The sequence below is a fragment of the Agreia pratensis genome, assembly GCF_900177685.1.
Taxonomy (GTDB): domain Bacteria; phylum Actinomycetota; class Actinomycetes; order Actinomycetales; family Microbacteriaceae; genus Agreia; species Agreia pratensis.
In genome coordinates this window covers 238,542-264,361 of the sequence record NZ_FXAY01000004.1, presented here as the reverse complement: position 1 = coordinate 264,361, position 25,820 = coordinate 238,542, and the positions used below count along the sequence as shown (strand labels likewise).

The following is a 25,820-nucleotide window of genomic DNA, read 5'->3' as shown; positions in this document are numbered from 1 at the left end:
TTCTTGTATGACTAGTTCTTGCCCTGGTTGGCGCGCTTCAGGTTCGCCGTGGCACGAGCACGGGCGTTCGAGTCGAGCTCGACCTTGCGGATGCGCACGAACTCGGGGGTGACCTCGACGCACTCGTCTTCACGGGCGAACTCGAGGCTCTCCTCCAGCGTCAGCTTGCGCGACGGGGTCATGCGCTCGAACGTGTCAGACGTCGACTGGCGCATGTTGGTGAGCTGCTTCTCTTTCGTGATGTTCACGTCCATGTCGTCGGCGCGCGAGTTCTCGCCGATGACCATACCCTCGTAGACCTCCTGCGTCGGCTCCACGAAGAAGCTCATGCGCTCCTGCAGGTTGACGATGGAGAAGGGAGTAACGACACCCGAACGGTCGGCCACGATCGAGCCGTTGTTACGCGTGACGATCGGTCCGGTCCAGGGGCCGTAGCCGTGCGAGATCGCGTTGGCGATTCCGGTGCCGCGGGTGGTGGTGAGGAACTCGGTGCGGAAGCCGATCAGGCCACGCGACGGCACGATGAACTCCATGCGCACCCAGCCGGTGCCGTGGTTGGACATGCCGTCCATGACGCCCTTGCGCGCGGCGAGCAGCTGCGTGATGGCGCCGAGGTACTCCTCCGGAGCGTCGATGGTGAGGTGCTCCATCGGCTCGTAGGTCTTGCCGTCAACCTGCTTGGTGACGACCTGCGGCTTGCCGACGGTGAGCTCGTAGCCTTCGCGACGCATCTGCTCGACCAGGATGGCGAGGGCGAGTTCTCCACGACCCTGCACCTCCCAGGCTGCGGGGTTTCCGATGTCGACGATCTTGAGCGAGACGTTACCGACGAGCTCGCGGTCGAGACGGTCCTTAACCATGCGGGCGGTGAGCTTGTGGCCCTTGACCTTGCCGACGAGCGGCGAGGTGTTGGTTCCGATGGTCATGGAGATGGCCGGGTCGTCGACCGTGATGGTCGGCAGCGGGCGAACATCGTCGGGGTCGGCGAGGGTCTCACCGATGGTGATCTCCTCGATGCCGGCGACGGCGACGATGTCACCGGGGCCGGCGCTGTCGACAGGGTAACGCGTGAGCGCCTTGGTCATCAGGAGCTCGGTGAGCTTCACGTTCTGCACGGAGCCGTCGTGACGAACCCAGGCGACCTGCTGGCCCTTCTTGATGTTTCCGTTGAAGATACGCAGCAGAGCGAGACGGCCGAGGAACGGCGATGCGTCGAGGTTGGTGACGTGCGCCTGCAGCGGGTGCTCGTCGTCGTACTTCGGGGCCGGCACGTGGGTGAGGATGGCCTCGAACAGCGGCTCGAGGTCGTCGTTGTCGGGCAGCTCGCCGTTCGCCGGCTTGTTGATCGACGCGGCACCGTTGCGGCCCGAGGCGTAGACGACAGGAACGTCGAGGATGGCGTCGAGGTCGAGGTCGGGAACGTCGTCTGCCATGTCGCTCGCGAGGCCCAGGAGCAGGTCCTGGCTCTCGGCGACGACCTCGTCGATGCGCGCATCGGGGCGGTCGGTCTTGTTGACGAGCAGAATCACGGGAAGCTTGGCCTCGAGGGCCTTGCGCAGCACGAAACGGGTCTGCGGCAGCGGACCCTCACTGGCGTCAACGAGCAGAACGACTCCGTCGACCATGGAGAGGCCGCGCTCGACCTCGCCACCGAAGTCGGCGTGACCCGGGGTGTCGATCACGTTGATGACGATGGGTCCGCCGGCACCGTGCTCGGCTGCGTGAATACCGTTGTACGTGACAGCGGTGTTCTTCGCGAGGATCGTAATGCCCTTTTCGCGCTCGAGGTCGTTCGAGTCCATCATTCGGTCGTCGCCCTCGAAGTGGGCATCGAACGAGTTGGTCTGCTTGAGCATGGCGTCGACGAGGGTTGTCTTGCCGTGGTCGACGTGAGCGACGATTGCGACGTTGCGCAGATCGGCGCGGGTGGCTTCAGCCATGGAGAAAGTCCTTGAGGATCGGGATGAACCCGAATCTCGACGGGCTCTTATTAGCGTGGGATATCGGGCGACAACGCCCTGAACGGCTAGACGCCCAGGGGTATGTTGGCCCCGGGAATGGCATCAAGCAACTCTTTAGTATATTCCTCGCGCGGGTTTCCGAACACCTCATCTGTTGTAGCGGCCTCGACGATGCGCCCCGACTTCATCACACTGACGTTGTCGGCGATCACTCTGACCACCGCCAGGTCGTGCGTGATGAAGAGGTAGGTGAGCCCCAACTCTGCCTGCAAGTCACTCAGCAGCTGCAAGATTTGAGCTTGCACGAGCACGTCGAGCGCCGACACCGCCTCGTCGAGAATGACGATCTCGGGTTTCAGCGCCAGAGCTCGCGCGATGGCCACACGCTGGCGCTGGCCTCCCGACAGCTCGTTCGGGTAGCGCGTGACCAGCGACTTGGGCAGCGCGACCTGGTCGAGCAGTTCGTCGACGCGGGCCCGACGGCTCTTCTTGTCACCTACGTTGAAGACCCCGAGAGGCTCGGCGATGGTGTTGCCGATGTTTCGAAGAGGATCGAGCGAGCCATAGGGGTCTTGGAAGACCGGCTGCATCTTGCGGCGGAGAGCGAGAAGGCTCTTGCCCTTCAGCGGAGCCGTGTCGGTTCCATCGATACGGATCTCACCGCTGGTCGAGTCTTCGAGACGCAACAGCAGCTTGGCGACGGTGGACTTTCCTGAACCGGACTCCCCCACCAGCGCCATCGTTGTGCCCCGTGGGATCTCGAAGCTGACACCGTCGACCGCATTCAGGGTCGAAGCCGATCCCTTGCCGCCGCGAATCTTGTAGACCTTGGAGAGATCTTTGACAGCGATGGCGATAGGCGCCGTGGCCGCCGCCGCATGGGCATCGACCCTCGACTCTGCAGCAGCGATCAGGTCGACACCTTCGGTCACCCTCGTAGCCTCGTAGCCGAGGTCTTCGAGTGGCTTCGATGCTGACTGGATGCGGCGTGATGCCAGGCTCGGCGCTGCGGCGACGAGACGCTGAGTGTAAGGATGCACCGGGTTCTGGAGGATCTCACGAGACGGACCGGACTCGACGACCTTGCCCTTGTACATAACGACGAGCTGCTCTGCGCGCTCGGCAGCGAGCCCCAGGTCGTGCGTGATGAATACCAAAGCGGTGCCCGACTCCCTCGTGAGCTTCTCGAGGTGGTCGAGGATGCGTCGCTGCACGGTGACGTCGAGCGCTGAGGTGGGCTCATCCGCAATAAGCAGCTTCGGGTTGGAACTCAGCCCCATTCCGATGAGAACACGCTGACGCATGCCTCCGGAGAACTGGTGCGGAAACTGCTTGAGCCGCTTGTCGGCATCCGACAGCCCGGCCTCGGAAAGCACCTGGATCGCACGCTTCTTGACGTCTTGCTTGCCCGTCGCGATTCCATTCGCCCGGATCGCTTCCTCGACCTGGAAACCGACGCTCCAGACGGGGTTGAGATTCGACATCGGGTCTTGAGGAACAAAACCGATCATGCGACCGCGAATCTTCTCCATCTGGCCCTCATCGAGAGCGGCGATGTTGCGGCCCTCGAAAAGGACCTCGCCCCCCGTGATTCGCCCGGACCCCGGGAGGAGATTGATGATGGCGTGCGCGGTGGTCGATTTGCCGGAGCCAGACTCGCCCACGATGGCAAGCGTCTTGCCCGGCATGAGCGTGATATTCACACCGTTGACGGCGGTGACCATGCCCCGTTGAGTCTGGAATCCCACCTGCAGATTCTTGATCTCGAGAAGGGGTGTCTCTGCCGACTTCGCGGGAGTTGCATCTGTGGCGCTCAACGGAGTGCCCTCGCTTTCGGGTCGAGTGCGTCTCGCACGACTTCACCCAAGAGGATGAAGCTGAACACGGTGATCGACAGGGCGGCCGACGGGTAGATCAGGGTCATGGGGTTCGTTCGCAGATCGCTCTGGGCACGGTTGATGTCGTTGCCCCACGACATGACGTCACTGCCGAGGCCCACACCGAGGAACGACAGGGTCGCCTCGGCGACGATGGCGCCGGCAAGCGAGATCGTCGTAATCGCGATGACCGGAGCGATGGAGTTCGGCAGCACATGCCGGAACAGGATCTTGAGCTTGGAGACGCCGAGGGCTTCCGACGCCGTGATGTAGTCAGCCTGTTTCACCCTCAGGATTTCGGCTCTCAGCACCCGAGCCGTCGAAGGCCAGGCGAAGAGTCCGATCGCCAGTGAGATCGTCCAGATACTGCGGTACTGCGACAGCACCGACATGATCACGACCGCCGCGAGGATGTAGGGAATCGAGAAGAAGATGTCACCCAGGCGGGAGAGAGTCGCGTCGACCCAGCCACCGTAGAAACCAGCAAAGGCGCCGAAGAAGACACCGAGGACCGTCGTGAGGACGATCACGAGCAGGCCTACAGACAGCGACGTCGAGGTGCCGTTGATGATGCGCGAGTAGACATCGCATCCGAGCTTCGTGTACCCCAACGGGTGACCGGAGTCGGGCCCCCCGTTGCTGTTCGAGAGGAAGCACTGATCGTTGGGCGGAGTTTGGGTGAATATCCACGGGAAGAGCGCGACGACAAGGACGAGCAAGATCAGCCCACCCGAGATCCAGAAGATCGGCCGACGCCGCGCATCGCGCCACGCATCGATCCAGAGGTTGCTGGGCTTCTCGGCGACCTTGACATCATCGATAGCCGCAATCGGGGTTTCCTCGAGCGGGGCGACGAAGTGTCCGGCTGACCGCATGGGGCTTCCGGAATCGGAGATGTTATTTGACAAAACGGATCCTTGGATCGAGTAGGCCGTACAAGAGGTCTACAACCAGATTGACGACGAGGTAGAGCAAAACCATCACGGTGACGAACGAAACGACCGTAGGCCCTTCACCTCGAATGATTGCCTGGTAGAGCGTGTTTCCGACTCCAGGAACGTTGAAAATACCCTCTGTGACAGTGGCGCCAACGAGGAGGACCCCGAAGTCGGTTGCAAGGTACGTGATCACCGGGATCAGCGAGTTGCGAAGGATGTGCACGGGAATGATGCGCTTGCGACTCAGACCCTTGGAATAGGCGGTGCGAACAAAGTCGAGTCCGCTGGTCTCGATCACCGATGACCGAGTCAAACGAACGATCTGGGCGAAGCTGATGCTCGCCAACACCAAGGCAGGAAGCACCAGGTCTTGGATCGGCGCTCCAGGCCCGACCGTCGTGCGCGCCCATCCGAGCTGCACACCGAACACGAACTGGGCGACGAATGCGATGACGAAGATCGGAAGCGAGATCAGGATGAGGCTGATCGTCAGGGCACTTGCATCGAAGAGCTTGCCCTTGCGCAGACCCGAGATGAGACCGACGAGGATTCCCGCAACCGTCTCGAAGAGGAGGGCCAGAATCGCCAGCCTGATAGTCACAGGGAAGGTGCGGGCGAGGATGTCCGCGACCGGCTGTCCTGAGAAGGAGACTCCGAGATCGCCGCGGAAGATTCCCCCGATGTAGATGAAGTATTGAACGATAAAGGGCTGATCGAGGTGGTACTGCTGTCGCAGCTGCTCGATCACCGCGGGGCTGGGTGTCTTGTCGCCGAAAAGAGCGAGTACGGGATCCCCCGGCATGGCGAACACCATGAAGTAGATGAGAAAAGTGGTTCCGAAGAAAACAGGAATCGCTTGAAGAACGCGTCTGAAGATATAGCCGGTCATGTTTCGCTACATCCCCGGTTCGGGCATTGTGCACATTCGAGTTGAGTCACCTAACTGGTGCGTCGCCGCACACGTCGAAGCAAGGGTACAGCTTGCGTGTGGGGCGGCAGCGCAAACGCTGCCGCCCCACACGATGAGCAGACTTATTTCTTGGTGACCTCGTAGTAGAGGGGCACCGAGTTCCAGCCGAACTTCACGTTCGACACCTGCTCGCTGTGTCCGCCAACGACGTTGGAGTACCACAACGGGATGACAGGAAGGTCAGTCAGGAGAATCTCCTGAGCCGCCTCGTAGTCCTTGTTGGCTGCATCCGCGTCCGTCTCCGACGCGCCCTTCTTCAGAAGTGCGTCGAAGTCGGGGTTGGAGTAGTCGCCGTAGTTCGATCCGGCACCGGTCTGGTAGAGCGGGCTGAGGAAGTTGAACAGACCCGGGTAGTCAGCCTGCCATCCGCTGCGGAATGCAGTCTGAATGGTGCGGTTGTCTTCATCGGTCAGCAGTTCCTTGAACGTCGGGTACGGCGCCCCTGTGGCGTCGATTCCCAGGTTGTTCTTGAGACCCTGTGTAACAGCGTCGACCCATCCCGCGTGTCCGCCATCGGAGTTGTAGCCGATCTGGAACGAGCCCTCCCACGGGGAGATCTTGTCGGCCTCGGCCCACAGCTTCTTGGCCTCGTCCGGGTCGAACTTCAGAACGTCGGCGCCCTTGAGCGAGTCGGTCCAACCGTCGATGACGGGAGAGGTGAAGTCAGACGCGGGGGTGCGCGTTCCCTCGAAGATCACCTTGGTGATCTCTTCACGGTCGATAGCCATCGAGATGGCCGCTCGACGCAGCTGTCCCTCTTTGCCACCGAGGTGGGCAAGACGGTTCGGGATCGTGAACGACTGGAAGATCGCGGCCGGCTGGTTGACCGCACGGTCACCGAGGTCGGTCTTGTAGTTGGCGAACTGGCTGTCAGGGATGGCATCGAGAACGTCGAGGTTTCCACCGAGCAGGTCAGAGTACGCGGCATCCTGGTTCGCGTAGAAGACGATCTTCAGGCCGCCGTTCTTGGCTGCCCGTCCTCCCGTGTAGTCGGGGTTCGCGACGAGGTCGACCTGCACGTTGTGCTGCCAGGCGGTGTCGGATGCGAACTTGTAAGGTCCGTTGCCGATCGGGTTCTCGCCGAACGCCTTCATGTCGGCATAGGCCGACTTGGGCAGCGGGTAGAAGGCCGAGTAGCCGAGCCGCAGCGGGAAGTCGGACTGCGGGGTGCTGAGCTTGATCGTGAACGTGGTGTCGTCGACGACGACCAGTCCGGTCAGGGGGCTGTCAGCCGAGTCGCTGTAGCCTTCGATGTCAGCGAAGAAGTAGCTGCTTCCCTGCGCATTGCTGAGGAGAGCACCGTACTGCCATGCATCGACGAACGAAGCCGCATCGACGGGGTCACCGTTAGTGAATTTCAGGCCGGACTTGATCTTCACCGTGTAGTTCTGGGCATCGGTTGACTCGATGGACTCCGCGACGTCATTGACGGGCGCACCCTTCTCGTCGTAGTAGACCAGTCCTGCAAAGAGGGCATCGACGATCTTGCCGCCGCCTGTCTCCGTCGTGTTGGTGGGGATCAAGGGGTTCTGCGGCTCTGATCCGTTGGTCGAAACGATCGCCGAGCTGTCACCGCTGGAGCTCGTGCTGGGCGTGTCTCCACCCGTGGCACAACCGGACAGCACAAGGGCGCTGGCCGCGGCGAGGGCGATAGCCCCGATGCCAATGCGTCTGATTTTCAATTTTCCTCCTGAGGACTTTCTTGGGCTACCGGATGCCCGCCCGACGTTCTCGGAGGCACCCGAAAGGTGATCAGTCGCGTGGCTGACTACCCAGTACCCTAAAAGGGGGCTGGGTTCCTGCCAAATCCAGCAGGAAAAAGTTACACACTAGAAACGTGAAATCGGCATTCTTTGTGCCGCACGCACAATTTTCCCTCCATCTGGGCCAGCCGACGCAAGAAAGAGCACGTGTGCCTCAACCGATTCCCCGCCCGTGGCGTATCACGCGCCGACGACGCCTGACCTGGGAGATCGCGATCGTTCTCGGGCTGTCGCTCGGAGCATCCGCCGTGTACTCGATCGTGAGTCTTGTCGCCAAACTCACCGACGACACCCCGCTAGCGAGCCAGTCGACGGCCCTGAACTCGGCGCAGAGCACCCGCGAATGGCTCGACTTCACGTACCAGTCGCTCGCCATATTTTTCGACCTGGTGCCCGTGGCCCTCGTCTTGTATCTGCTGGCGATCTCCGGACCGAACCCGTTCCGGCGGATCGGCTTCGATCTCCGCACTCCCGCTCGAGACTCCGCCCGCGGGCTTCTGCTCGTTCTCGTCATCGGAGTGCCAGGGATAGCGCTCTACTTCATCGGTCGAGCCGCGGGCATCACCGTCAATGTCGTTCCCGCTCCCATCGACGCATACTGGTGGACGGTTCCTGTGCTGATCGCCTCAGCACTCAGGGCAGCGCTCACGGAAGAGTTGATCGTCGTGGGCTACCTCTTCACCCGACTGAGGCAGCTCGGATGGGGCCAATGGCAGATCATCCTGTCGGCGGCGGTGCTGCGAGGCAGTTATCACCTCTACCAGGGCATCGGACCGTTCTTCGGCAACGTCGTCATGGGAATCGTCTTCGGCTGGTGCTACACGCGTTGGGGCCGCACGATGCCGCTCGTCATCGCCCACTGGATCATCGACATCGCCTCGTTCGTCGGCTACGCGTGGGCGCTCTCGACCTTTCCGGGACTCTTTCGGCTGAGCTAGGCTCCGGGCGTCTTCGGCTCGTCGTTGTCTTCGTCTGACTCGACGCCGTCGTCACCGGTCGCGACAGCGGGTCTGCGTCGCGAGATGATCATAGCCGCGACACCGAGCGCGAGTACCACGATGGCGCCTCCACCGACTGCGGCGATGAGCCCCCAGTCTGTCGGCTGCCTCGTCGAAGCCGCGGTGCCTGCGGGGCCAGTAGACCCCGTCGCGCCCGGCTCATCGGTGAAGAGCGGCGTGGGCGCCTCGGTCTGCTCGGGATGGGGAGTCACTTGGATCTTGACGACGGCGATCGCGGTGCCGTTCGACGACGAGAACTTGCAGACCATGCCGGAATCACCAACCGGAAACACGGTGCCCGAAACGACCGGAACGTCGACGATCAAACAGTCTCCCGCGGTCAGACCGGCCGGCACCACCGGTGCGAAATCGACAGGAGCACCGCTCGCGTCGGCCGCCTCGACGGTGATCGTTCCGGGCAGGATGCCGGAGTCGGTGAAATCGGCACCTTCGATCTGGGCGTCGGTGAAATCGGCGCCCTCGATGTTCGCACCCGTGAAGTTCGCGGCCTGCAGCTTCGATCCCGACAGGTTGGCCCCGGCGAGGTTGGCACCCATAAAAGCGGCCTGCCCCATGCTCGTTCCACCGAAGTCGACTCCCGGGCACTGGCTGCCACCCGCGGGCGCACCGTCTGTGACCTGCTGCACCACACACCCGCCCTCGTCATAGAAGACTTCGGCGTTTGCGACCGTCGCCGGAGCGATGACGAGGGCGAGAGAGCCCAGCGCCACCGCTGCCATCATCGAAATCCGGCCGCGTTGTATCGCAAATCGTCTCGCCATGCTGAGAGGCTACCGCACGTCTCGAAACTGACGCCGTCTCTTACTCGAACGCCTCCGGCGGCGGGCACGAGCACACGAGATTGCGGTCGCCCCAGGCCTGGTCGATGCGCCGCACGGGCGGCCAGTACTTCGAACGAATCAGCGATCGCACCGGGTACACCGCGGTCTCGCGGTCGTAGGGATGCGTCCACTCACCCTCGACGACGGACTGCGCCGTGTGCGGCGCATTGTGCAGCGGGTTGTCATCGGCCGGCCAGACGCCCTCAGCGACCTGCATCGCCTCGCCCTTGATCGCGATCATCGCGTCGATGAAACGGTCGATCTCGGTCAGGTCTTCGCTTTCGGTCGGCTCGACCATCAGCGTTCCGGCCACCGGGAAGCTCATGGTCGGCGCATGGAATCCGTAGTCGATCAGGCGCTTCGCCACGTCGTCGACCGACACTCCGGTCGACGCTGTGAGGGGACGGATGTCGATGATGCACTCGTGCGCCACGAGGCCGTTGTCCCCCGCGTACAGCACAGGGAAGTGCTCCGAGAGCCGGGCCGCGACATAATTGGCCGACAGAACGGCCGCACCCGTCGCATCCGCGAGACCCTGCGAGCCCATCATGCGCACGTACGACCAGCTGATCGGCAGGATGCTCGGGCTGCCGTACGGCGCGGCCGAGATCGGGCCGCCGGCGTGCACCACGGTGCCGCCGTCGGCGAGCGGATGCGATGGGTTCTGCGCCTGCGCATGGCCCGGCAGGAAGGGGGCCAGATGGGCCTTCGCCGCGACCGGGCCGACGCCAGGGCCGCCACCACCGTGCGGGATGCAGAAGGTCTTGTGCAGGTTGAGGTGCGACACGTCGCCGCCGAAGTCGCCGAAGCGCGCGAAGCCCAGCAGCGCGTTGAGGTTGGCTCCGTCGACGTAGACCTGCCCACCGGCGGCGTGCACCAGGCGGCAGATCTCTGCGACCTCGTGCTCGTACACCCCGTGGGTCGACGGGTAGGTGATCATGAGGGCAGCCAGCGACTCGGCGTGCAGCTCGATCTTCGCCCGCAGGTCGTCGACGTCGACGTTGCCGTTCTCGTCGCACGCGACGACCACGACCTTCATGCCGGCGAGCACTGCCGAGGCGGCGTTGGTGCCGTGAGCGCTCGAGGGAATGAGGCAGACGGTGCGCTCGAACGATCCGTTCGCGTGGTGGTAGCCACGAATCGCGAGCAGGCCCGCGAGTTCACCCTGGCTTCCGGCATTCGGCTGCAACGACACGGAGTCGTAGCCCGTGACCTCGGCCAGCCAGGTCTCGAGCTGCGCGATGAGCGTGAGGTAACCCTCGACATCCGCGCGCGGTGCGAACGGGTGCAGGGCACCGAACTCGGGCCAGGTGACGGCCTCCATCTCGGTGGCAGCGTTCAGCTTCATGGTGCACGAGCCGAGCGGGATCATGCCTCGGTCGAGCGCGTAGTCGTAGTCGGCGAGGCGCTTGAGGTAGCGCATCATGCTCGTCTCCGAGCGGTGTGTGTTGAACACCTCGTGCGTGAGGTAGTCGCTGGTGCGCAGGATGTGCTCGGGCAGGCTCTCGGCGAGCTGCTCGGCATCGCTCGCCGGTGATACACCGAAGAGACCGAGCACCGTGTCGATGTCCGCCGAGGTCGTGGTCTCGTCGACAGAGACGCCGATCGTGTCGTCGTCGGCAACGTTCAGCAGGTAACCGCCCGCGTGGGCCTGAGCGGCGATCTCGGCGGCACGGCCGGGCACCCGCACCTGGATCGTGTCGAAGAAGTCCTCGTGCACGAGCTCTGCTCCAGCTGCCTCGAGCGCACTGGCGAGTCGCCTCGCGGTGTCGTTGACGTCGAGGGCGATACGCTGCAGACCTTCTGGGCCGTGATACACCGCGTACATGCCGGCCATCACGGCGAGAAGCACCTGGGCTGTGCAGATGTTCGACGTGGCCTTCTCTCGCCGAATGTGCTGCTCGCGTGCCTGCAGGCTGAGCCGGTAGGCGGGGTGCCCCGAGGCATCCTGGCTCACACCGACGAGACGACCGGGAAGCTGGCGCTCGAGACCCTTACGCACGGCCATGTAGCCCGCGTGAGGCCCTCCGAAGCCCATCGGAACACCGAAGCGCTGGCTCGTGCCGACGGCGACGTCGGCCCCGAGCTCGCCCGGGGAGGTGATGAGGGTCAGGGCCAGCAGATCGGCGGCCACGACCGCGAGACCACCGGATGCGTGCACCGCCTCGATCACGTCGCGCGGGTCCCACACGCGGCCGGATGCGCCGGGGTACTGGATGAAGGCACCGAAACCGGTGGCGAGAGGGTGGTCGTGCGACGCCGGGTGATCTACACGGTCGAGGGTGAGCTCGACGATCTCGATGCCCACGGCGTCGGCGCGCGAGCGCAGCAGCGCCTTCGTCTGCGGGAGCGCGTCGGCGTCGACCAGGAAGATATTGGAGGTCGACTTGGAGGCGCGCCGCGCGAGCAGCATGCCCTCGACCACGGCCGTCGCCTCGTCGAGCATGGAGGCGTTGGCCGTCGACAGGCCTGTGAGATCGGCCACCATGGTCTGGAAGTTGATGAGCGCCTCGAGGCGACCCTGCGAGATCTCCGGCTGGTACGGGGTGTATGCCGTGTACCAGCTGGGGTTCTCGAGCACATTGCGGCGGATCACGGCCGGCGTGATCGTGTCGTAGTAGCCGAGCCCGATCATCGAGCGGTTCACGGTGTTGTGCGATGCCAGCGCGCGCAGCTCGGCGATGGTCTCGCGCTCGGTAGCGGCGGCAGGGATGGCCTCGGCGCGGTGGGTCTCGCTCAGCTGGATCGAACCGGGGATCGCGGCGCGCACGAGCGCGTCGACCGAGTCGTAGCCGAGGCGGGCGAGCATGACGGCTTGCGCGCTGTCATCGATACCGATGTGACGCGCGGTGAAAGGAAGCGACATCGGTGTGCTACTCCCCCAGCAGTGCGGTGTACTCGTCGAACGACAGCAGCGGCGGCAGTTCGGTGAATTCGATCTTGATGAGCCAGCCCTCGCCGAGCGGGTCGCTATTGACGAGCTCGGGAGTGTCTTCGACGGCGGAGTTCTTCTCGAGCACCGTGCCGTCGACGGGAGCGAAGAGTTCGCCCACCGACTTCGTCGACTCGATCTCGCCGACGATCGAGCCGTTCGCCAGCGACGTTCCCACGTCGGGCAGGTCGACGAAGACGACGTCACCCAGCTTCTCGGCCGCATAAGCGGTGATGCCGACGGTGGCGGTGGTGCCCTCGACGAGCACCCATTCGTGCTCGCTGGTGTACTGCAGTTCGTTTTCGGTAGCCATGGGTTCAGTCTTTCTTCGCGCGGTAGAACGGGAGGGAAGTGACGCGGTAGCTCAGGCGCTTGCCGCGGATGTCGATACTGACCACAGTGTCGGGCGTCGCGAACGACGCGTCGACATACGCCATGGCGATCGGGATGCCGAGGGTCGGCGACAGGGCGCCGCTCGTCACGACGCCGATGGCATCGGTGGAGTCGTCGGAGGCGAAGATCTCGTAGTCTGCACGCGCGGCCCGCTTGCCGTCGGCGACCAGGCCGACCAGCGTGCGCGCATCCGGAGCGGGGCCGGCCTCGACCGCCTCGCGACCGACGAAGTCGCCCTTCGTCGCCGTGGCGACGACGCGGCCGAGGCCCGCCTGCACGGGGAATGTCTCGGTTCCGAGTTCGTGACCGTAGAGCGGCATGCCCGCTTCGAGGCGAAGCGTGTCGCGGCTCGCGAGCCCGGCGGGAACGAGTCCGAGCGGCGTTCCGGCTTCGGTGAGCGCGTTCCAGAGCTCTTCGGCGTGATCCGGGCTGACGTAGAGCTCGAAGCCGTCTTCACCGGTGTAGCCGGTGCGGGCGATCAGCACGGGCTGCGTGCGGAACGATCCAGACAGAGCCCTGTAGTACTTGAGCTCGCCGAGCTTCTCGCCGACGTCGCGGCCGTCAGGGTGGCTGCCTTCGATGGCGAAGCCGTCTGTGGCGACGAGGATCTCGCGCGAGCGCGGACCCTGAACGGCGATGAGGGCGAGCTCGTCGCTCTCATCGAAGACCTCGCACTCGAACGGCGAAGTGCGCTCGAGCAACTCTGCGGCGACGACCTCTCTATTCGAGGCATTGGCCACGACCATGAAGCGGTCGTCACCCGTGCGATAGACGACCACATCGTCGATGATTCCGCCCGAGCGGTCGAGCAGCATGCTGTATTTCGCCTGCCCGACCGTCGTCGCCGACAGCTTGCCGGCGAGCGCGTAGTCGAGAGCGTCTGACGCCTCGGGTCCCACGACGAAGATCTCGCCCATGTGAGAGAGGTCGAAGATGCCCGCGGCCGTGCGCACTGCGTGATGCTCGGCGAGGTCGCTCGAGTAGCGCACGGGCATCTGCCAGCCGGCGAAGTCGGTGAAGCTGGCTCCGGCCGCGACATGGATGCGGTTGAGCGGGGAATGTCTATCGGTCACGAGTTCTCCAAGGCGCAGTGGGCATTGCGGACCCGGGCGCGGACCCGAGCAGTCAAGAACTCCCCCTCTGTCATCTGTGCCTGAGAGTTTCGACGCTGCATGGCAGCGGCTTTCACCGTGGGCGGATTCGCTTCGCTATCAGATCTCTATACGGCCGCGGGCGGCCTACTCGATCCGATTCGCTCCGCGAATCGCTTTTCAGAGTGGCCTGTTCGATGCGGTACACGTACCTGAGAGATTGGTGGGGAGAATTGCTCCTTCGGTGCCTGCCGAGATGATCGGCGGGCTCTCCCGCATCGCGTGATGTCGGCCCGATATTCGTTTGTGCGGCCAGCCTAGCAACATACGACTCCCGCGTTGTGAAGCGCCAACGCGTAATCTGGGAGCGACCGGGTGATGCGCGCGGTCAGAACGGATTTCGTGGACCATCGATTGAACAAGCTCTTCATCACGGCGGCGAAAGAGCTGCATTTCGCGAGAGCAGCCAAGATCGAGGGCATTCCACGCTCGAGCATGATCGCCGCGGTCAAGCAGCTCGAGCAGAACCTCGGCTACCCGCTGTTCGACTACGACGCCGACTCGACTGTTCTGACCCCCGAGGGCGTGGCATTCGCCGAGAAGGCAGCGGCAGACCTCGCAAAATCGACGGGAAACTCCACCATCACGGCTCCCCAGGCGGGCGGAAAGGCGAAGGCCTCGAAGGGCAAGGGGCGAACCCCCGTCGTCAAGGGAGCCCCGAGGGTGGGGAAACGCCGCCAATCTCGCTGAGTTCTGCGTGGTGAGTCAGGTAAGGCTATCCTTATCTCGCCGGGCGTCGTTGTTCGATACGGCCCCTGACCTGACTCCCCCACCCGAACGAAGGAGCCCGACGTGCAGCAGCGCGCCGCCATCACCCTTGCCCTCGCATCACTTCTCGCCATCGGCCTCTCGGGGTGTGGCGCATCCGAGGCCGTCGAGACCAGCCCGACCTCTACCTCCGGACAAGGATCGACCACCTACCCACTCACCATCGACAATTGCGGCACCCAGACCGTCGTCACAGCGCCCCCGCAGCGCGTCGTCTCCCTCGACCAGGACTCCACCGAGATCCTGCTCTCGCTGGGACTCGCCGATCACCTGGTCGGAACAGCCTCATGGACCGACCCCGTGCTCGATTCACTCGCTGCCGCGAACTCAGGGGTTCCGCGTCTGTCTGATAACGCTCCGAGCTACGAGGTCGTGCTGGGCACGGATCCGGACTTCGTGACCGCCTCGTTCGGCCGGCACTTCGCCCAGGGAGGTGTCGCCAGCCGTGAGCGCTTCGCCGAGACCGGCATCGGCAGCTACCTCTCTCCGACAGACTGCGACAACGGCATCAGCATCAACGGCGGTGGCACCCGAACCCATGCGCTCACGATCGATGCACTGTATGAGGAGATCACTGAACTGGGCGCGATCTTCGACGTTCCCGACCGTGCCGCGACACTCATCGACGGGTTGAAGACCCGGGCCGCCGCGGCGACGGAAGGCGTCGATTTCGCCGGCGCGACGGTCGCTTTCTGGTTTGCCGACACGAAGACCCCCTACATGGCCGGCGGACTCAGTGCGGCCGGCCTGCTCGCGAAGACCGTCGACCTCGACAACGTGTTCTCGAGCTCTCCCGAGGACTGGCCCGCCACCACCTGGGAGGCCGTCGCCGACAGGGATCCACATGTCCTCGTGCTCGGTGATCTGCAGCGCGACCGTTTTCCCGGCGACCGTCTCGACGACAAGATCAGCTTCCTCGAATCGGACCCGCTCACCCAGACGATCGATGCCGTGCGCAATAAGCGATACATCGTGCTTCACGGCGCCGAACTGAATCCGTCGATCCGGTTCGTCGACGGCCTCGAGAAGATCCAGTCCTGGCTGCGCGAGCACAAGGACGAACTCTGAGCACCGCCCCGCCTCCGGCACTCGACGACGCGACGACGCCCGTGACGCGGTCGGCCTCACGCTCGCGCAGGGCGGTGATCGCAGCGATGCTCGTGCTTGCCGGACTGGCTCTCCTGCTGGTCTCGGTCGGTGTGGCGATCACGCTCGGACCGGCGGACATCCTGCTCGTGAACGTGCGGGATATCGTCACCAACCATCTCGGGTTCACGGACATCGCGGTCAAGGTATCGAAGAACGCGATCGTCTGGGAGGAACGTCTGCCCCGCGCCTTCGTCGCCGCCGCGTGCGGCGCCGGCCTGGGACTCTGCGGCGTCATCATGCAGTCGCTGCTGCGCAACCCTCTGGCTGATCCGTTCATCCTCGGTATCTCGTCGGGCGCATCGACGGGCGCCGTGGTGATCGGTGTGCTGGGACTGGGCGGCGCGGCGATAGGACTCTCGGGCGGCGCGTTCATCGGAGCACTGATCGCGTTCGGCCTCGTTCTGCTGCTGGCGCGACTGTCTGGCGGCGGCACAGATCGCGTGGTGCTCGCCGGGGTCGCGAGCACTCAGCTCTTTTCGGCCGTCACCTCGCTGATCATCTTCGCCTTCGCCGACTCGGACGAGACGCGCGGTGTGATGTTCTGGCTGTTGGGCTCGCTTGAGGGAATGCGATGGGACGACGTCGCACTCTGCGCGATCGTGGTCGTCGTCGGTTCTATCGTGTGCCTGCGGTACGCCCACGCACTCGATGCGTTCGCGTTCGGCGACGACGTTGCGGCCTCGCTCGGCATCCACGTCACCCGCACCCGTGCCGTGCTGCTGGTCGCGACCGCCCTCATCACGGCCACGCTCGTGAGTGTGGCCGGCGCCGTCGGCTTCGTGGGGCTCGTCCTGCCGCACGCCGCTCGGCTGCTCGTCGGCCCTCGGCACGCGCGGCTCGTTCCCGCGACCGCGATCATCGGCGCGATCTTCATGGTCTGGGTCGATGCCGGGTCGAGGGTCGCCTTCTCGCCGACCCCGCTGCCGGTCGGCGTCGGCACAGCTCTCGTCGGCGTTCCCGTGTTCATAGCGTTGCTGGCCCGGCGGAGGAGGCGCACATGACGCTCCACGCCGAGCAGGTGACCTGGAGCCGCAATGGCGTGCTCGTCGTAGACGGCGCGACCCTGCATCCCGAGCCTGGACAGACCGTCGGTCTGCTCGGGCCGAATGGTTCGGGCAAGTCCTCTCTGTTGAGGGTGCTGCACGGTCTCGTCAGACCGACGTCGGGGTTCGTCACGCTCGACGGCGTCGACCTCGCCTCCGTTGGTCGTCGCCATGTCGCACGATCGGTCGCATCCGTCACACAGCACGCCGATACCGAGGTCGACATCACCGTGCGCGACATCGTGAGGCTCGGCCGCATCCCGCACCGGACCGCGCTCGGAGGAGGCACCAGCGCCGATGAAGACGCCGTAGACAGCGCTCTGGCACACGTTGGCCTGCTCGATCAAGCCGGGCGCCTCTGGCACACGCTGTCGGGCGGCGAGCGCCAGCGCGCTCAGATCGCGAGGGCCCTCGCGCAGGAACCGCGCGAACTGCTTCTCGACGAGCCGACAAACCACCTCGACGTGCGCCACCAGCTCGAGCTTCTCGAGCTCGTGTGCGCTCTTCCGGTCACCACCGTCATAGCGATCCACGACCTGAACCTCGCTGCCATGTACTGCGACGTCGTCGTCGTGCTGCAGGAGGGCCGCGTGGTCGCCGCGGGTGCACCGAGCGACGTACTCACCGCAGACCTCATCTCCGAGGTCTACGGAGTCGTTGCCTCGATCACGCGTGATGCGCGCCGCGGCCACCCTGTCATCACCTTCTCCAGACGGGAGTGACCGGCTCCGACTACTGCTCGGAATCTCCGTCGTCGCCCTTCGGCGCCTGCGGCTTCTCGAACGGGTCTCGCCGGATTCGTCGCACCGTGAGCACAATCACGGTCACGATCAGCGCAAGGCCGGCGATCGAGACCGCTATTGCGACGCCGATTCGGCTGGCATCGTCGCCCTGTTCGCCGTCACCCGCGGGGTCGGCCGTCGCGGTGAGTGCCGGTACGGGCGCTTCGGACATCGTGGTCATCGAGGGCTCCGGCGTCGCCTCGGGCGCCGGAGCGGAGTCCTCTTTCGGCGAGCCAGCCCACTGCGCACCGCAGGCGGGGGCAGCCGCCATGCCGGGCAGCGAGTTGCCCGTGTCCACGGGCTGGTACTCGAAGGTGTAGCTGCCCGATGTGGGGTGTCCATCGCTCGAGACGACCTGCCACGTGGCGGTGTACGTTCCGGGGTCACCCAGAGCGACTCCCGTGGATGCGACGGTCCCGTCGACGACGACGCACCCGTTCTCGTGGAACGCGCCCGACGCATCCGTCACCTGAATCGCGAACGCGCTCGTGTCGCCGCCGAGAGTGATGAGTTCGTCGCTGTAGGTCAGTGAGACCACGGTCGGATCGGCCGTGACGACCTCGCCGGCGGCCGGAGTCGACGACTCGAGCGCGTCATGCGCAGAGGCACTCGATGCGCCGGCAAGCACGAGGGCCGCGCCGAGAAGGGCGGTCGCGGCAAGCGCGGAGGGCAGGGCGAAGAGGCGTCGAGTCACGCGCCCCACGATAGCCGACGGCCTGCGAGCGCGCGGTGTCGGAGGGTGCGTCTACGGTCTCAGCACATCGATTGAAAGGATGCCGAATGAAAATACTGCGTGCGACGAGTCTCGACAATGGGGCGCGTGGCGACGACTACAACTGGTGCATCGAGGGCGAGATCGTCACCTTCGGAATCATCTGCGATCGAGATCGACTCGATCCCGAGAACGGATGCGGGTGCAGCCGAGGTTTCTCGGGCCTTGCGTCGCATCGCGCGACAACCACGGCGCTCGTACGCGACACAGCGCTGAGCGAAGACGACGTGCGACTGGCTGTCGAGTCGAGTCTCTCTGACGGCGGGTGGCTGCGATCTCTGTCGCCGCACGAGGCCGACGAGATGATCGACGAGACCGTCGACTTCATGCTCGATGTCGCCGAGTACTACGACGACGGAACGGTGATCGGAACGAACTTCGACTGCACCTATGTGAGACGTCATTCCACGACCTCGGTCTAGAACCGCGGGTCTTCTGGGCGGCCACGTGCCTGGCCGCTCAGTGCACCGAGTTCATACAACACATCAGGTCGCCGCAACGGCACCGTCGGCGGGAACGTCATAGGGTCGGCGCCGATCGCGAATCGTCACGACTCCGATCGCCGTGACCCACACCAGCCACGGGAAGGTGGCGAACAGAGCTGTTCCCGCTCCCCCTGCGGCGAAGAACGATGCGGGATCGGTTCCCCCGAACATCGTCGGAACGGCGAGCAGGTTCAGCGCCGCCACCGCGTAGGCGAGCCATCCAGTCCAGCGAGGCAGGGCCTCGGAGCCGAGCGTCACATAGGCGCTTGCGGCCGCGACCAGAGCCGTCAACACGCATCCGATCGACCCGAAGAGAACGGTATGGCCTACGGTCAGGGCACGCAGAACGGAGTAGTCGCCCGCCATTCCGGTCACGTCGAGAGCCGTGCCCGCCTCCATAGCATCGCCGACGAGCGTCACCGCCACGAAGACGAGCCCGGCGCCGTATGCCAGGTCGGCGACCCACTGCAGGGCGACCTCGGCGTGCGTGATCAGCTGACGGAAGCCCGCGAGAAAGACGATGAGCGCCGCCATGAGCATGGTGTCGATGAGAATCGTGAGGAGTGTGCCATTGCTCGTTCTCGTCATGAAGTCGACGAGGGCCAGCTCGTCGTCGAGGCTCGGCCGTGCGCCCACGACGAAGACCTGCACCGAGAACTCGGTGACCGTGAGCAACGCGACCGCGACGGCGGCGATTCCCGTCCACAGCCTCACATCGGGCATGAGCTTTCTGTGCGGATGGCGCGTCATCGTTCGTACTCCCCCTGGACTGTTCTCTCTAGCTGGGCACCTCGGGCTACGCGTCGCAGTGCGAGAGGTCGGTCTCGGCGAGAGGCTTGCCCTCCGGAATGATGTAGGTCACCCAGAGAACGACGTTCTCGTCGCCTTCGTTCCGCCCCTCGTGACGATAGCCAACTCCTTCGATAATGCTGTCTCCGGCCTTGTAGACGTGCACGCCACTCGGATAGATGTCGGCATAGTGCGTGAGCGTTCCCTCGGATACCACGGCGACCAGCTGCCCGTAGTGGCAGTGCACCCCGGTGGATGCGCCTGGCGCCAGGGTGATCTCGCGAAAGGTGACCCCCACCCCGTCGTCACCGGATACGGAGACCTCGACCGGCGCATCCTGTTCACCCGCCGCGAGATCAACGGCCTCGACGGGAGCATGCGACTCGGTGGGCGATTCGGAGGCCGTCACGGCAGGTGCGTCGGCCGTCGTCGAGCACGCCGACAGTGCGAGGACCACGGCAAGGAGAAGGGCGGTTGTGCCGGCACGATCGCGGAGGCGAGGTCGGGACGCTTTCATGGTCAGCCTTTCGGACAGCTCTGTCGAATCGCGCGTAGTGCTACACAGCGTAGTGAGTTCGGCTCGTTATGATGAGCGGATGATCGCCCTCAGCGCATCCACACGAGCGCCCAGAGCGTTCCAAGCGGCGTGGGTGATCGGCTTTCTCGTTGGAACGACCACCCACACGGCGGATCTGATCTTCGGCGGATGGGACATCTACAGCGGCTTCCCTCTCGGCGTCCGGCTGTTCTGGGTGACGCTCACACTTCTCGACCCGGTCACCGCTGCGCTGATCATCTTTCGACGGCGCTCCGGCATCGCACTCGGCGTCGCCGTGATCATCGCCGACATCGCGGTGAACTGGACCGTCTTCGTCGTGATCGGCGGACTCTCCGTGTTCGGAGTCGTCAGTCAAAGCCTGTTCGCGGCGATCATCTTCGTGACCGCTCGCGCCCTCTGGATCTGGTTCGGACGCCCTTCTCCTCAAGAACGCAGCAGGGTAAACAGAACGACCTAACGACAGGAACGGTGCGCGGCACCACCGGGGGCTTTACGCCGCCGTGACGTCGATCTCTCCCGCGCTCGCTCCGGTCGCGCCGAACACGAGCATCCGGTTCGCGATCTTGTCAGTGAAGAACCGGTCGTGGCTCACTACGACGACGGCGCCGGGAAAGTGCACGAGGGCGCGTTCCATGACCTGGGTGCTCGCGAGGTCGAGGTGGTTGGTCGGCTCGTCGAGCAGAAGAACGGATGCGCCTGACAGCAGACACTGGGCCATGGCGACGCGGGCACGTTGTCCGCCGGACAGCTCGCGGATGCGCTTCTTGAGGTCGGCCTCGGAGAACTGGAACATCGCGAGGAACCGGCCGACTGATTTGCGCGTGGCCGTGAGGGCGAGGCTGTCGGGCAGCGCGTTGACGGCGTGCGTGACCGTATCGTCGAGATCGAGCTCATCGAGCATCCGGTTGTACGAGACGACCTTCGCGCCCGACGCCCAATCCACGTGGCCGTGATCCTGCTTCTCGTCGCCCGTGAGCACCCGCAGCAGCGTGCTCTTGCCGCTTCCGTTTGCGCCGAGCACCACGATGCGGTTGCCACGGCGGATCTCGAATCCCAGACCGCTGAAGAGAAGCTTCTCTCCGTAAGCCTTTTCGAGCCCGTCGACGCGGCAGAGAACGTCTTTCACGTGCAGGCCGCCGTAGATCTCGGTGATGATCTGGTCGACGGGCCGGGGCGCGCGCGACTTCTTGATTCCCGACAGCTGCTTGTCGAGCTTCTTGCTCGAGGCCTTGGCGGCCTCGCGCCGATCGGAGATGCCCTCGGCCTCGAAGGCCAGCAGCTCGTTCTCGTGCACGAACTGTGCCTCGAGCGTCTTCAGCCGGAACTGCTTCTGAATGATGTACTCGGCGAAGTTGCCCGGGTATTCATGCAGATGAAAGTTCTCGAGCTCGATGATGCGGGTCACGACGACATCGAGGAATGCCCGGTCGTGAGACACGATGATGGCGGCGCCCTTGAAGTCGCGGAACCACGACTCGAGCCACTCGACTCCCGCCACGTCGAGGAAGTTGGTGGGCTCGTCGAGCAGCAGCACGTCGGGGTCTTCGAGCAGGATCTTCGCCAGCGCAGCGCGGTTGCGCCATCCACCCGACAGCGCGTCGATCGGGCACGTGCGGTGCGCTTCGTCGAATCCGAGCGTCGTCAGGGCCTGGTCGATCTTGCGGGTGTAGTCCCAGCCGTCGAGGCGGTCCATCTCGCCGAAGAGTTCGGACTGTCGCTCGATGAGCGCGTCGAGGGAGCCGCCGGCCGCGGCCTCGACCGCGATCGTCGCGTCGATCGACGCGAGCTCGTCTTCAATGGCGTGCACCTCGACGAACAGCGCATCCAGCACCTCGGTGATCGTCTGTTCGCCGTTCAGCTCGGAGAACTGCGAGAAGTAGCCGATCTTCACTCCGGCTTCGACGGTGACCGTTCCCTGGTCGGGCTGCACTTGATCGAGCACGAGCTTCAGGAGCGTGGTCTTGCCGGAGCCGTTGCGGCCGATGAGACCGACGCGGTCTTTGGGCTCGAGGCGGAAGAACGCCTCGCGCAGAATCTGCGTGTTCTCGAACTTCACGCTCACGTCGTTCAGGCGGATCAGGCTCATGGGGTATTCCTTCAGTGCATCGTCGAGCGCGGGTGTTGTCGCCGAACGCGGTGGTGCGGCCACCGCTCTCGGCGAGAACCGCCGCGTTCGGTGCGGAAGAACTCAGTCCCAGTCGAGGTAGTCCTCGATCGCCCACGAGGTGGCACCGACGTTCTCGGAGGGGAACATGTGGCCGCCGCCGTCGATGGAGACAACGCTGACGCGGTCGGGAGCCGCCGCCTGCAGCGCCTCGCCGTTCGCAGGCGGGTTGACCTGGTCTTCAGAACCCTGGATGACCAGAACGGGCAGACCCTCGGCCAGCGTCGGGTCGCCGGCTTCCACGCCGAGCAGCAGCACGCCGTTGACGCGGTCGTGGAAGTCCAGGGCCACGGCGCGAGCAACGGATCCGCCGAACCCGTGGCCACCCAGCCATGCATCCTCGATGCCCACGGCATCCATGATCTCGACGACGCAGCTGGCGAGGTCGTGCACCGAGGCGCTGCCTGCCGCGATGCGCAGAACCCGGAAGTCTTCTTCGACGAGGATGTGGGCGAGCGTGCCGAGATAGTCGATGGGAAGCCCCTTGTCGGCGACCAGAACGACCGTCGGTCCGTTCCCCTCCACCGCGTACGAGATCGCGTGCGCATCGGGTTCGAAGATCTGGTTTTCGGTCATTGTCTGGCCTCCCTTTCGTGCGACGGCGAAGCTCCCGCTCGCCTCCGACACCCTACTGGAGTGAGAAATGGAAAGTGTGGATCGGTCCGGAGCATCACGAGTCAAAAGCAGCCACTCGAGCTGCAAGGATTCGAGATACCGGGTTACAGCTGTGTAAAAACTCGACCAGATCGATCGGTCCACCGATGCGCGTACCAGGGCTGATCGAAGGCACTCGCCGCCGAACGGACGCCCCTCAGGGCGGATCGACAAGCTGGTCATAGCTGCGCATCTCCCTTATCGTTCATGTGAACGACAATCCGGAAGGTCGTCCCGTATGACACCGCAGTATCCCGAAGCAAGCCGGCGCGCAGTGCTGGCAGGAGCCGCGGGCCTCGCCGGGCTCGGGCTGCTCACCCTCGCCGGGTGTGCGCCCGATAGACGCACTCCGACGATCCCCAAGTCAGCAGCCGTAGGCACCGCCGCACGAGGTGGGCGCCTCCGGATCGCTCGCCCCGCCGCATCGGCTGCTGAGACGCTCGACTCAGCGAGTTCTCTATCGGCCTACGAGTACCTTGGCGCTCTCTACAACCGACTCGTCAAGCTCGACAAGCGCGGAACGACGGTTCCCGATCTCGCCGCAGAATGGTCGGCCAACGCCGACGGCACGGTGTGGACATTCAAGCTGCGTGCGGGCGTCTCTTTTCACGACGGCCGCAGCTTCACTGCCGCCGACGCGATCTACTCCATCGAGCACATCCTCGATCCCGATACCGCATCACCGCAGGGCGAGGTTCTGGCCGCCATGATCGGCCCCGGCGGAATGACCGCGCCGGATCCGCTGACTCTGCGGATCGCCCTCCTCACACCCAACGCCGAATTCCCCTCGCTCCTCACGGCGTATCAGTGCTACATGATTCCCGAGGGCAGTGCCGCCGACATCGGCCGTACAGGGATTGGCACTGGGCCATTCAGACTTTCGTCGTTCGAGCCTGCTGGCACGGGCAGTATCGAGGCTTTCGATGATCATTTCGCGGGTCGCCCGGTGCTCGACGGCATCGACTTCTACTCGATCCAAGACACGACCGCCCGAGTGAACGCTCTTCTTGCCGGGCAGATCGACCTCATCTCGCAGACCAACCTCGACTACGCCACAGCCCTCGTGGTCTCGGCGTCGAGTACGGCGACCGTCGCTCGCGCAGCCGACGCCCAGTGGTACACGATCCCTATGCTTTTCACGAGCGAAGAGTTCAGCGACCAGCGCGTGCGGCAGGCAATGAAACTCGCCTACGATCCTCAGGTCATCGTCGACACGGCCCTCCAAGGCACGGGCTCACCCGGCTGGGACAACCCGGTGCCACCCGACCAGTCCGTCTTCCTCAATGAGAGACGCGAGTACGACCCCGACAAGGCCAAGTTCCTTCTCAAGCAGGCAGGCCGCGAAGGCTTTCGCACCGAGATCTATACGTCGAGTTACGAGTCGGTCTTCACTCCCCTGGCGGTCGCGTACCGCGACGCTGTCAAAGATGCAGGCATCGATCTCGTGGTTCGAAACGCCTCGTCGGACTCCTATTACACGCAGATATGGATGCAGAAACCGCTCATGGTGAGCTACTGGTTCACCGGCCGGCCGATCGATCAACTGCTGAACCAGATCTTCCGCACGGGATCGTCGTACAACGAAAGCGCCTGGTCTAATCCCACCTTCGATGGGCTCCTCGATTCGGCCCGCGCCGAGATGAACGATGACCGGCGTCGCATGCTCTACCAAGACGCTCAACGCGTCGTCATCGACGACTCCGCCGATATGACCCCTATGTTCGGGGACCGGCTCGTCGGCCTCTCCCGCCGAGTCGTCAACTATTCCGAATACGGCTTCGAATTCGACTACCTCTCGATCGGACTCCGCGCGTGAAGGCCTCGATCGCTCCCGCCATGCTCCTCATCGCCCGGCGCCTCGGAATAGCTCTGCTCACAGTTCTGCTGGCGTCGTTCTTTGTCTTCTTCGCTGTTCAGGCTCTGCCGGGCGACGTTGCACAGCAACTGCTGGGGCAGAATGCCACGCCAGAGGCGTTGGCGACGCTTCGTGAGACGCTCGGCCTCGATCAGAAGGTCTGGATCCGCTACGTGCAGTGGCTGTCTGGTGCGGTCACCGGCGACTTCGGCACATCGCTCGTCAGCGGAAATCCCGTCGGGCCAGGCCTGCTCGTGGCATTCCGTAACAGCCTGCTCATCGCGGTGCCCGCCATGCTGATCGGCGTGACCATTTCGCTCACGCTCGGCGTTGTCGCCGGTGTGCGTCGCGGGCGCCCCGCCGACCACGCGATCTCACTCGTCAGCCTTGTAGTGATGAGCGTGCCGGAGTTCATGGTCGCCACCATCCTCGTGCTGCTCTTCGCCATCGCCATCCCTATCTTTCCCGCCGTGGTCCTGCGCGGTGAGAGCGCCACGATAGCCCAGCTCCTGCCCGCCATCTGGTTGCCCGTCATCGTTCTCACGCTGTCCATGGCCGCATACATCGTGCGCACGGCCAGATCCTCGACCATCGACGTCATGGCAAGCGAGTTCGTGACCACGGCCGAGCTCAAGGGACTCACGACCCGTCAGGTCGTATGGCGTCACGCCGTGCCGAGCGCCCTGCTGCCGACTCTCAACGTGGTCGCGCTGAACGTAGCGTGGCTGCTCGGCGGAGTGGTGGTCGTGGAGAACGTCTTCAACTACCCGGGTATGGGCAAGCTCATGCTCGAATCCGTATTCAACCGCGATCTGCCGACCATCCAAGCCATCGCCGTCGTAAGTGCACTCGTCTATGTCGTCTGCAATCTGGCGGCCGATCTCATCGCGCTCGCTCTCGATCCGAAACTCCGCACCAGACGGAAGGCCCGCTCATGATGGCAAGCACGACCGGGGTCCGCGGCAGACCGTCCAG

General features: G+C 64.4%; 23 protein-coding genes and 1 riboswitch. Of the genes, 9 read left to right on the top strand and 14 right to left on the bottom strand.

Features of this window, described 5'->3' with window-relative positions:
- Nucleotides 1-11 precede the first annotated feature (11 nt).
- The 5 genes from typA to B9Y86_RS13335 form a co-directional block, all read right to left on the bottom strand.
- A complete protein-coding gene (typA, locus tag B9Y86_RS13355; RefSeq protein WP_044438920.1) occupies nucleotides 12-1,940 on the bottom strand; it encodes a translational GTPase TypA in 1,929 nt (642 codons plus the stop codon).
- An 86-nt stretch (nucleotides 1,941-2,026) separates the two neighbouring features.
- Complete coding sequence (locus B9Y86_RS13350) at nucleotides 2,027-3,778, bottom strand: dipeptide ABC transporter ATP-binding protein (RefSeq protein ID WP_085486843.1); 1,752 nt, start codon at nucleotides 3,776-3,778, stop codon at nucleotides 2,027-2,029.
- Entirely contained in the window at nucleotides 3,775-4,713 is a 939-nt protein-coding gene (locus tag B9Y86_RS13345) for an ABC transporter permease (RefSeq protein ID WP_085486841.1), read from the bottom strand. Before B9Y86_RS13345 ends, B9Y86_RS13350 begins: the two co-directional genes overlap by 4 nt.
- Before the next feature lie 22 nt (nucleotides 4,714-4,735).
- Nucleotides 4,736-5,665, bottom strand: coding sequence for an ABC transporter permease (locus B9Y86_RS13340; RefSeq protein WP_085486839.1), 930 nt, complete (start codon nucleotides 5,663-5,665; stop codon nucleotides 4,736-4,738).
- 143 nt (nucleotides 5,666-5,808) lie between these two features.
- Nucleotides 5,809-7,428: a peptide ABC transporter substrate-binding protein gene (locus B9Y86_RS13335; RefSeq protein ID WP_085486837.1), complete on the bottom strand. Its 1,620-nt coding sequence runs from the start codon at nucleotides 7,426-7,428 to the stop codon at nucleotides 5,809-5,811.
- Between the two features lie 230 nt (nucleotides 7,429-7,658).
- Here B9Y86_RS13335 and B9Y86_RS13330 point away from each other — a divergent pair, with 230 nt between their 5' ends.
- Nucleotides 7,659-8,447, top strand: coding sequence for a CPBP family intramembrane glutamic endopeptidase (locus tag B9Y86_RS13330; RefSeq protein WP_139824894.1), 789 nt, complete (start codon nucleotides 7,659-7,661; stop codon nucleotides 8,445-8,447).
- Here the strand turns inward: B9Y86_RS13330 and B9Y86_RS13325 are convergent.
- Genes B9Y86_RS13325 through gcvT form a run of 4 tightly spaced genes read right to left on the bottom strand, consistent with a single transcriptional unit; the run spans nucleotide 8,444 to nucleotide 13,747 of the window.
- Nucleotides 8,444-9,289: a pentapeptide repeat-containing protein gene (locus B9Y86_RS13325; protein WP_085486835.1), complete on the bottom strand. Its 846-nt coding sequence runs from the start codon at nucleotides 9,287-9,289 to the stop codon at nucleotides 8,444-8,446. The two genes, B9Y86_RS13330 and B9Y86_RS13325, sit on opposite strands and share 4 nt — an antisense overlap.
- 40 nt (nucleotides 9,290-9,329) lie before the next feature.
- Complete coding sequence (gcvP, locus tag B9Y86_RS13320; protein ID WP_085486833.1) at nucleotides 9,330-12,215, bottom strand: aminomethyl-transferring glycine dehydrogenase; 2,886 nt, start codon at nucleotides 12,213-12,215, stop codon at nucleotides 9,330-9,332.
- A 7-nt stretch (nucleotides 12,216-12,222) separates the two neighbouring features.
- Nucleotides 12,223-12,594 (bottom strand): glycine cleavage system protein GcvH, encoded by a 372-nt coding sequence (gene gcvH / locus B9Y86_RS13315; protein ID WP_085486831.1) that lies wholly within the window; start codon nucleotides 12,592-12,594, stop codon nucleotides 12,223-12,225.
- A 4-nt stretch (nucleotides 12,595-12,598) separates the two neighbouring features.
- A complete protein-coding gene (gene gcvT / locus B9Y86_RS13310) occupies nucleotides 12,599-13,747 on the bottom strand; it encodes a glycine cleavage system aminomethyltransferase GcvT (protein WP_244894756.1) in 1,149 nt (382 codons plus the stop codon).
- A 208-nt stretch (nucleotides 13,748-13,955) separates the two neighbouring features.
- Nucleotides 13,956-14,051: riboswitch (glycine riboswitch) on the bottom strand.
- A 116-nt stretch (nucleotides 14,052-14,167) separates the two neighbouring features.
- Here gcvT and B9Y86_RS13305 point away from each other — a divergent pair.
- The 4 genes from B9Y86_RS13305 (at nucleotide 14,168) to B9Y86_RS13290 (ending at nucleotide 17,507) form a co-directional block, all read left to right on the top strand.
- Entirely contained in the window at nucleotides 14,168-14,515 is a 348-nt protein-coding gene (locus B9Y86_RS13305) for a LysR family transcriptional regulator (protein WP_085486960.1), read from the top strand.
- Nucleotides 14,516-14,617: 102 nt separating this feature from the next.
- Nucleotides 14,618-15,661, top strand: a complete 1,044-nt coding sequence (locus tag B9Y86_RS13300) for an ABC transporter substrate-binding protein (protein WP_085486827.1) — start codon at nucleotides 14,618-14,620, stop codon at nucleotides 15,659-15,661.
- A gap of 86 nt (nucleotides 15,662-15,747) precedes the next feature.
- On the top strand, nucleotides 15,748-16,743 hold the full coding sequence (locus B9Y86_RS13295; RefSeq protein ID WP_085486958.1) for a FecCD family ABC transporter permease: 996 nt from the start codon (nucleotides 15,748-15,750) through the stop codon (nucleotides 16,741-16,743).
- Complete coding sequence (locus B9Y86_RS13290) at nucleotides 16,740-17,507, top strand: ABC transporter ATP-binding protein (RefSeq protein ID WP_085486825.1); 768 nt, start codon at nucleotides 16,740-16,742, stop codon at nucleotides 17,505-17,507. Before B9Y86_RS13295 ends, B9Y86_RS13290 begins: the two co-directional genes overlap by 4 nt.
- Before the next feature lie 10 nt (nucleotides 17,508-17,517).
- Here the strand turns inward: B9Y86_RS13290 and B9Y86_RS13285 are convergent, their stop codons facing one another.
- The gene (locus B9Y86_RS13285) at nucleotides 17,518-18,261 is read right to left on the bottom strand and encodes a copper resistance CopC family protein (RefSeq protein ID WP_139824893.1); all 744 of its coding nucleotides are present in this window, start codon (nucleotides 18,259-18,261) and stop codon (nucleotides 17,518-17,520) included.
- Nucleotides 18,262-18,347: 86 nt separating this feature from the next.
- Between B9Y86_RS13285 and B9Y86_RS13280 the strand changes: the two genes are divergently transcribed.
- On the top strand, nucleotides 18,348-18,761 hold the full coding sequence (locus tag B9Y86_RS13280) for a DUF7715 family protein (RefSeq protein ID WP_085486821.1): 414 nt from the start codon (nucleotides 18,348-18,350) through the stop codon (nucleotides 18,759-18,761).
- A gap of 63 nt (nucleotides 18,762-18,824) precedes the next feature.
- Here the strand turns inward: B9Y86_RS13280 and B9Y86_RS13275 are convergent, their stop codons facing one another.
- Nucleotides 18,825-19,547 (bottom strand): hypothetical protein, encoded by a 723-nt coding sequence (locus tag B9Y86_RS13275; protein WP_085486819.1) that lies wholly within the window; start codon nucleotides 19,545-19,547, stop codon nucleotides 18,825-18,827.
- 73 nt (nucleotides 19,548-19,620) lie between these two features.
- A complete protein-coding gene (locus B9Y86_RS13270) occupies nucleotides 19,621-20,130 on the bottom strand; it encodes a cupin domain-containing protein (RefSeq protein ID WP_085486817.1) in 510 nt (169 codons plus the stop codon).
- 79 nt (nucleotides 20,131-20,209) lie between these two features.
- On the opposite strand from B9Y86_RS13270, the gene B9Y86_RS13265 reads away from it, so the two are divergent.
- The gene (locus tag B9Y86_RS13265) at nucleotides 20,210-20,629 is read left to right on the top strand and encodes a hypothetical protein (protein WP_085486815.1); all 420 of its coding nucleotides are present in this window, start codon (nucleotides 20,210-20,212) and stop codon (nucleotides 20,627-20,629) included.
- 33 nt (nucleotides 20,630-20,662) lie between these two features.
- On the opposite strand, the gene B9Y86_RS13260 is transcribed toward B9Y86_RS13265, so the two are convergent.
- Nucleotides 20,663-22,258: an ABC-F family ATP-binding cassette domain-containing protein gene (locus B9Y86_RS13260; RefSeq protein ID WP_085486813.1), complete on the bottom strand. Its 1,596-nt coding sequence runs from the start codon at nucleotides 22,256-22,258 to the stop codon at nucleotides 20,663-20,665.
- A 102-nt stretch (nucleotides 22,259-22,360) separates the two neighbouring features.
- On the bottom strand, nucleotides 22,361-22,912 hold the full coding sequence (locus B9Y86_RS13255; RefSeq protein WP_085486811.1) for an alpha/beta fold hydrolase: 552 nt from the start codon (nucleotides 22,910-22,912) through the stop codon (nucleotides 22,361-22,363).
- Nucleotides 22,913-23,228: 316 nt separating this feature from the next.
- Between B9Y86_RS13255 and B9Y86_RS13250 the strand changes: the two genes are divergently transcribed.
- Both B9Y86_RS13250 and B9Y86_RS13245 read left to right on the top strand, forming a co-directional pair.
- Nucleotides 23,229-24,806 (top strand): ABC transporter substrate-binding protein, encoded by a 1,578-nt coding sequence (locus B9Y86_RS13250; protein ID WP_085486809.1) that lies wholly within the window; start codon nucleotides 23,229-23,231, stop codon nucleotides 24,804-24,806.
- The gene (locus B9Y86_RS13245; protein ID WP_244894755.1) at nucleotides 24,803-25,783 is read left to right on the top strand and encodes an ABC transporter permease; all 981 of its coding nucleotides are present in this window, start codon (nucleotides 24,803-24,805) and stop codon (nucleotides 25,781-25,783) included. Before B9Y86_RS13250 ends, B9Y86_RS13245 begins: the two co-directional genes overlap by 4 nt.
- The last annotated feature ends 37 nt before the right edge of the window (nucleotides 25,784-25,820 follow it).

Excerpts from the sequence above, each read along its gene's own strand:
- typA (WP_044438920.1), bottom strand. The coding sequence starts at position 1,940 with ATGGCTGAAGCCACCCGCGCCGATCTGCGCAACGTCGCAATCGTCGCT.
- B9Y86_RS13345 (WP_085486841.1), bottom strand. The coding sequence starts at position 4,713 with ATGCGGTCAGCCGGACACTTCGTCGCCCCGCTCGAGGAAACCCCGATT.
- gcvH (WP_085486831.1), bottom strand. The coding sequence starts at position 12,594 with ATGGCTACCGAAAACGAACTGCAGTACACCAGCGAGCACGAATGGGTG.
- B9Y86_RS13280 (WP_085486821.1), top strand. The coding sequence starts at position 18,348 with ATGAAAATACTGCGTGCGACGAGTCTCGACAATGGGGCGCGTGGCGAC.
- B9Y86_RS13255 (WP_085486811.1), bottom strand. The coding sequence starts at position 22,912 with ATGACCGAAAACCAGATCTTCGAACCCGATGCGCACGCGATCTCGTAC.
- B9Y86_RS13290 (WP_085486825.1), top strand. The coding sequence starts at position 16,740 with ATGACGCTCCACGCCGAGCAGGTGACCTGGAGCCGCAATGGCGTGCTC.
- B9Y86_RS13270 (WP_085486817.1), bottom strand. The coding sequence starts at position 20,130 with ATGAAAGCGTCCCGACCTCGCCTCCGCGATCGTGCCGGCACAACCGCC.
- B9Y86_RS13250 (WP_085486809.1), top strand. The coding sequence starts at position 23,229 with ATGACACCGCAGTATCCCGAAGCAAGCCGGCGCGCAGTGCTGGCAGGA.
- B9Y86_RS13275 (WP_085486819.1), bottom strand. The coding sequence starts at position 19,547 with ATGCCCGATGTGAGGCTGTGGACGGGAATCGCCGCCGTCGCGGTCGCG.
- B9Y86_RS13325 (WP_085486835.1), bottom strand. The coding sequence starts at position 9,289 with ATGGCGAGACGATTTGCGATACAACGCGGCCGGATTTCGATGATGGCA.
- B9Y86_RS13340 (WP_085486839.1), bottom strand. The coding sequence starts at position 5,665 with ATGACCGGCTATATCTTCAGACGCGTTCTTCAAGCGATTCCTGTTTTC.
- B9Y86_RS13295 (WP_085486958.1), top strand. The coding sequence starts at position 15,748 with ATGCTCGTGCTTGCCGGACTGGCTCTCCTGCTGGTCTCGGTCGGTGTG.
- B9Y86_RS13260 (WP_085486813.1), bottom strand. The coding sequence starts at position 22,258 with ATGAGCCTGATCCGCCTGAACGACGTGAGCGTGAAGTTCGAGAACACG.
- gcvP (WP_085486833.1), bottom strand. The coding sequence starts at position 12,215 with ATGTCGCTTCCTTTCACCGCGCGTCACATCGGTATCGATGACAGCGCG.
- B9Y86_RS13265 (WP_085486815.1), top strand. The coding sequence starts at position 20,210 with ATGATCGCCCTCAGCGCATCCACACGAGCGCCCAGAGCGTTCCAAGCG.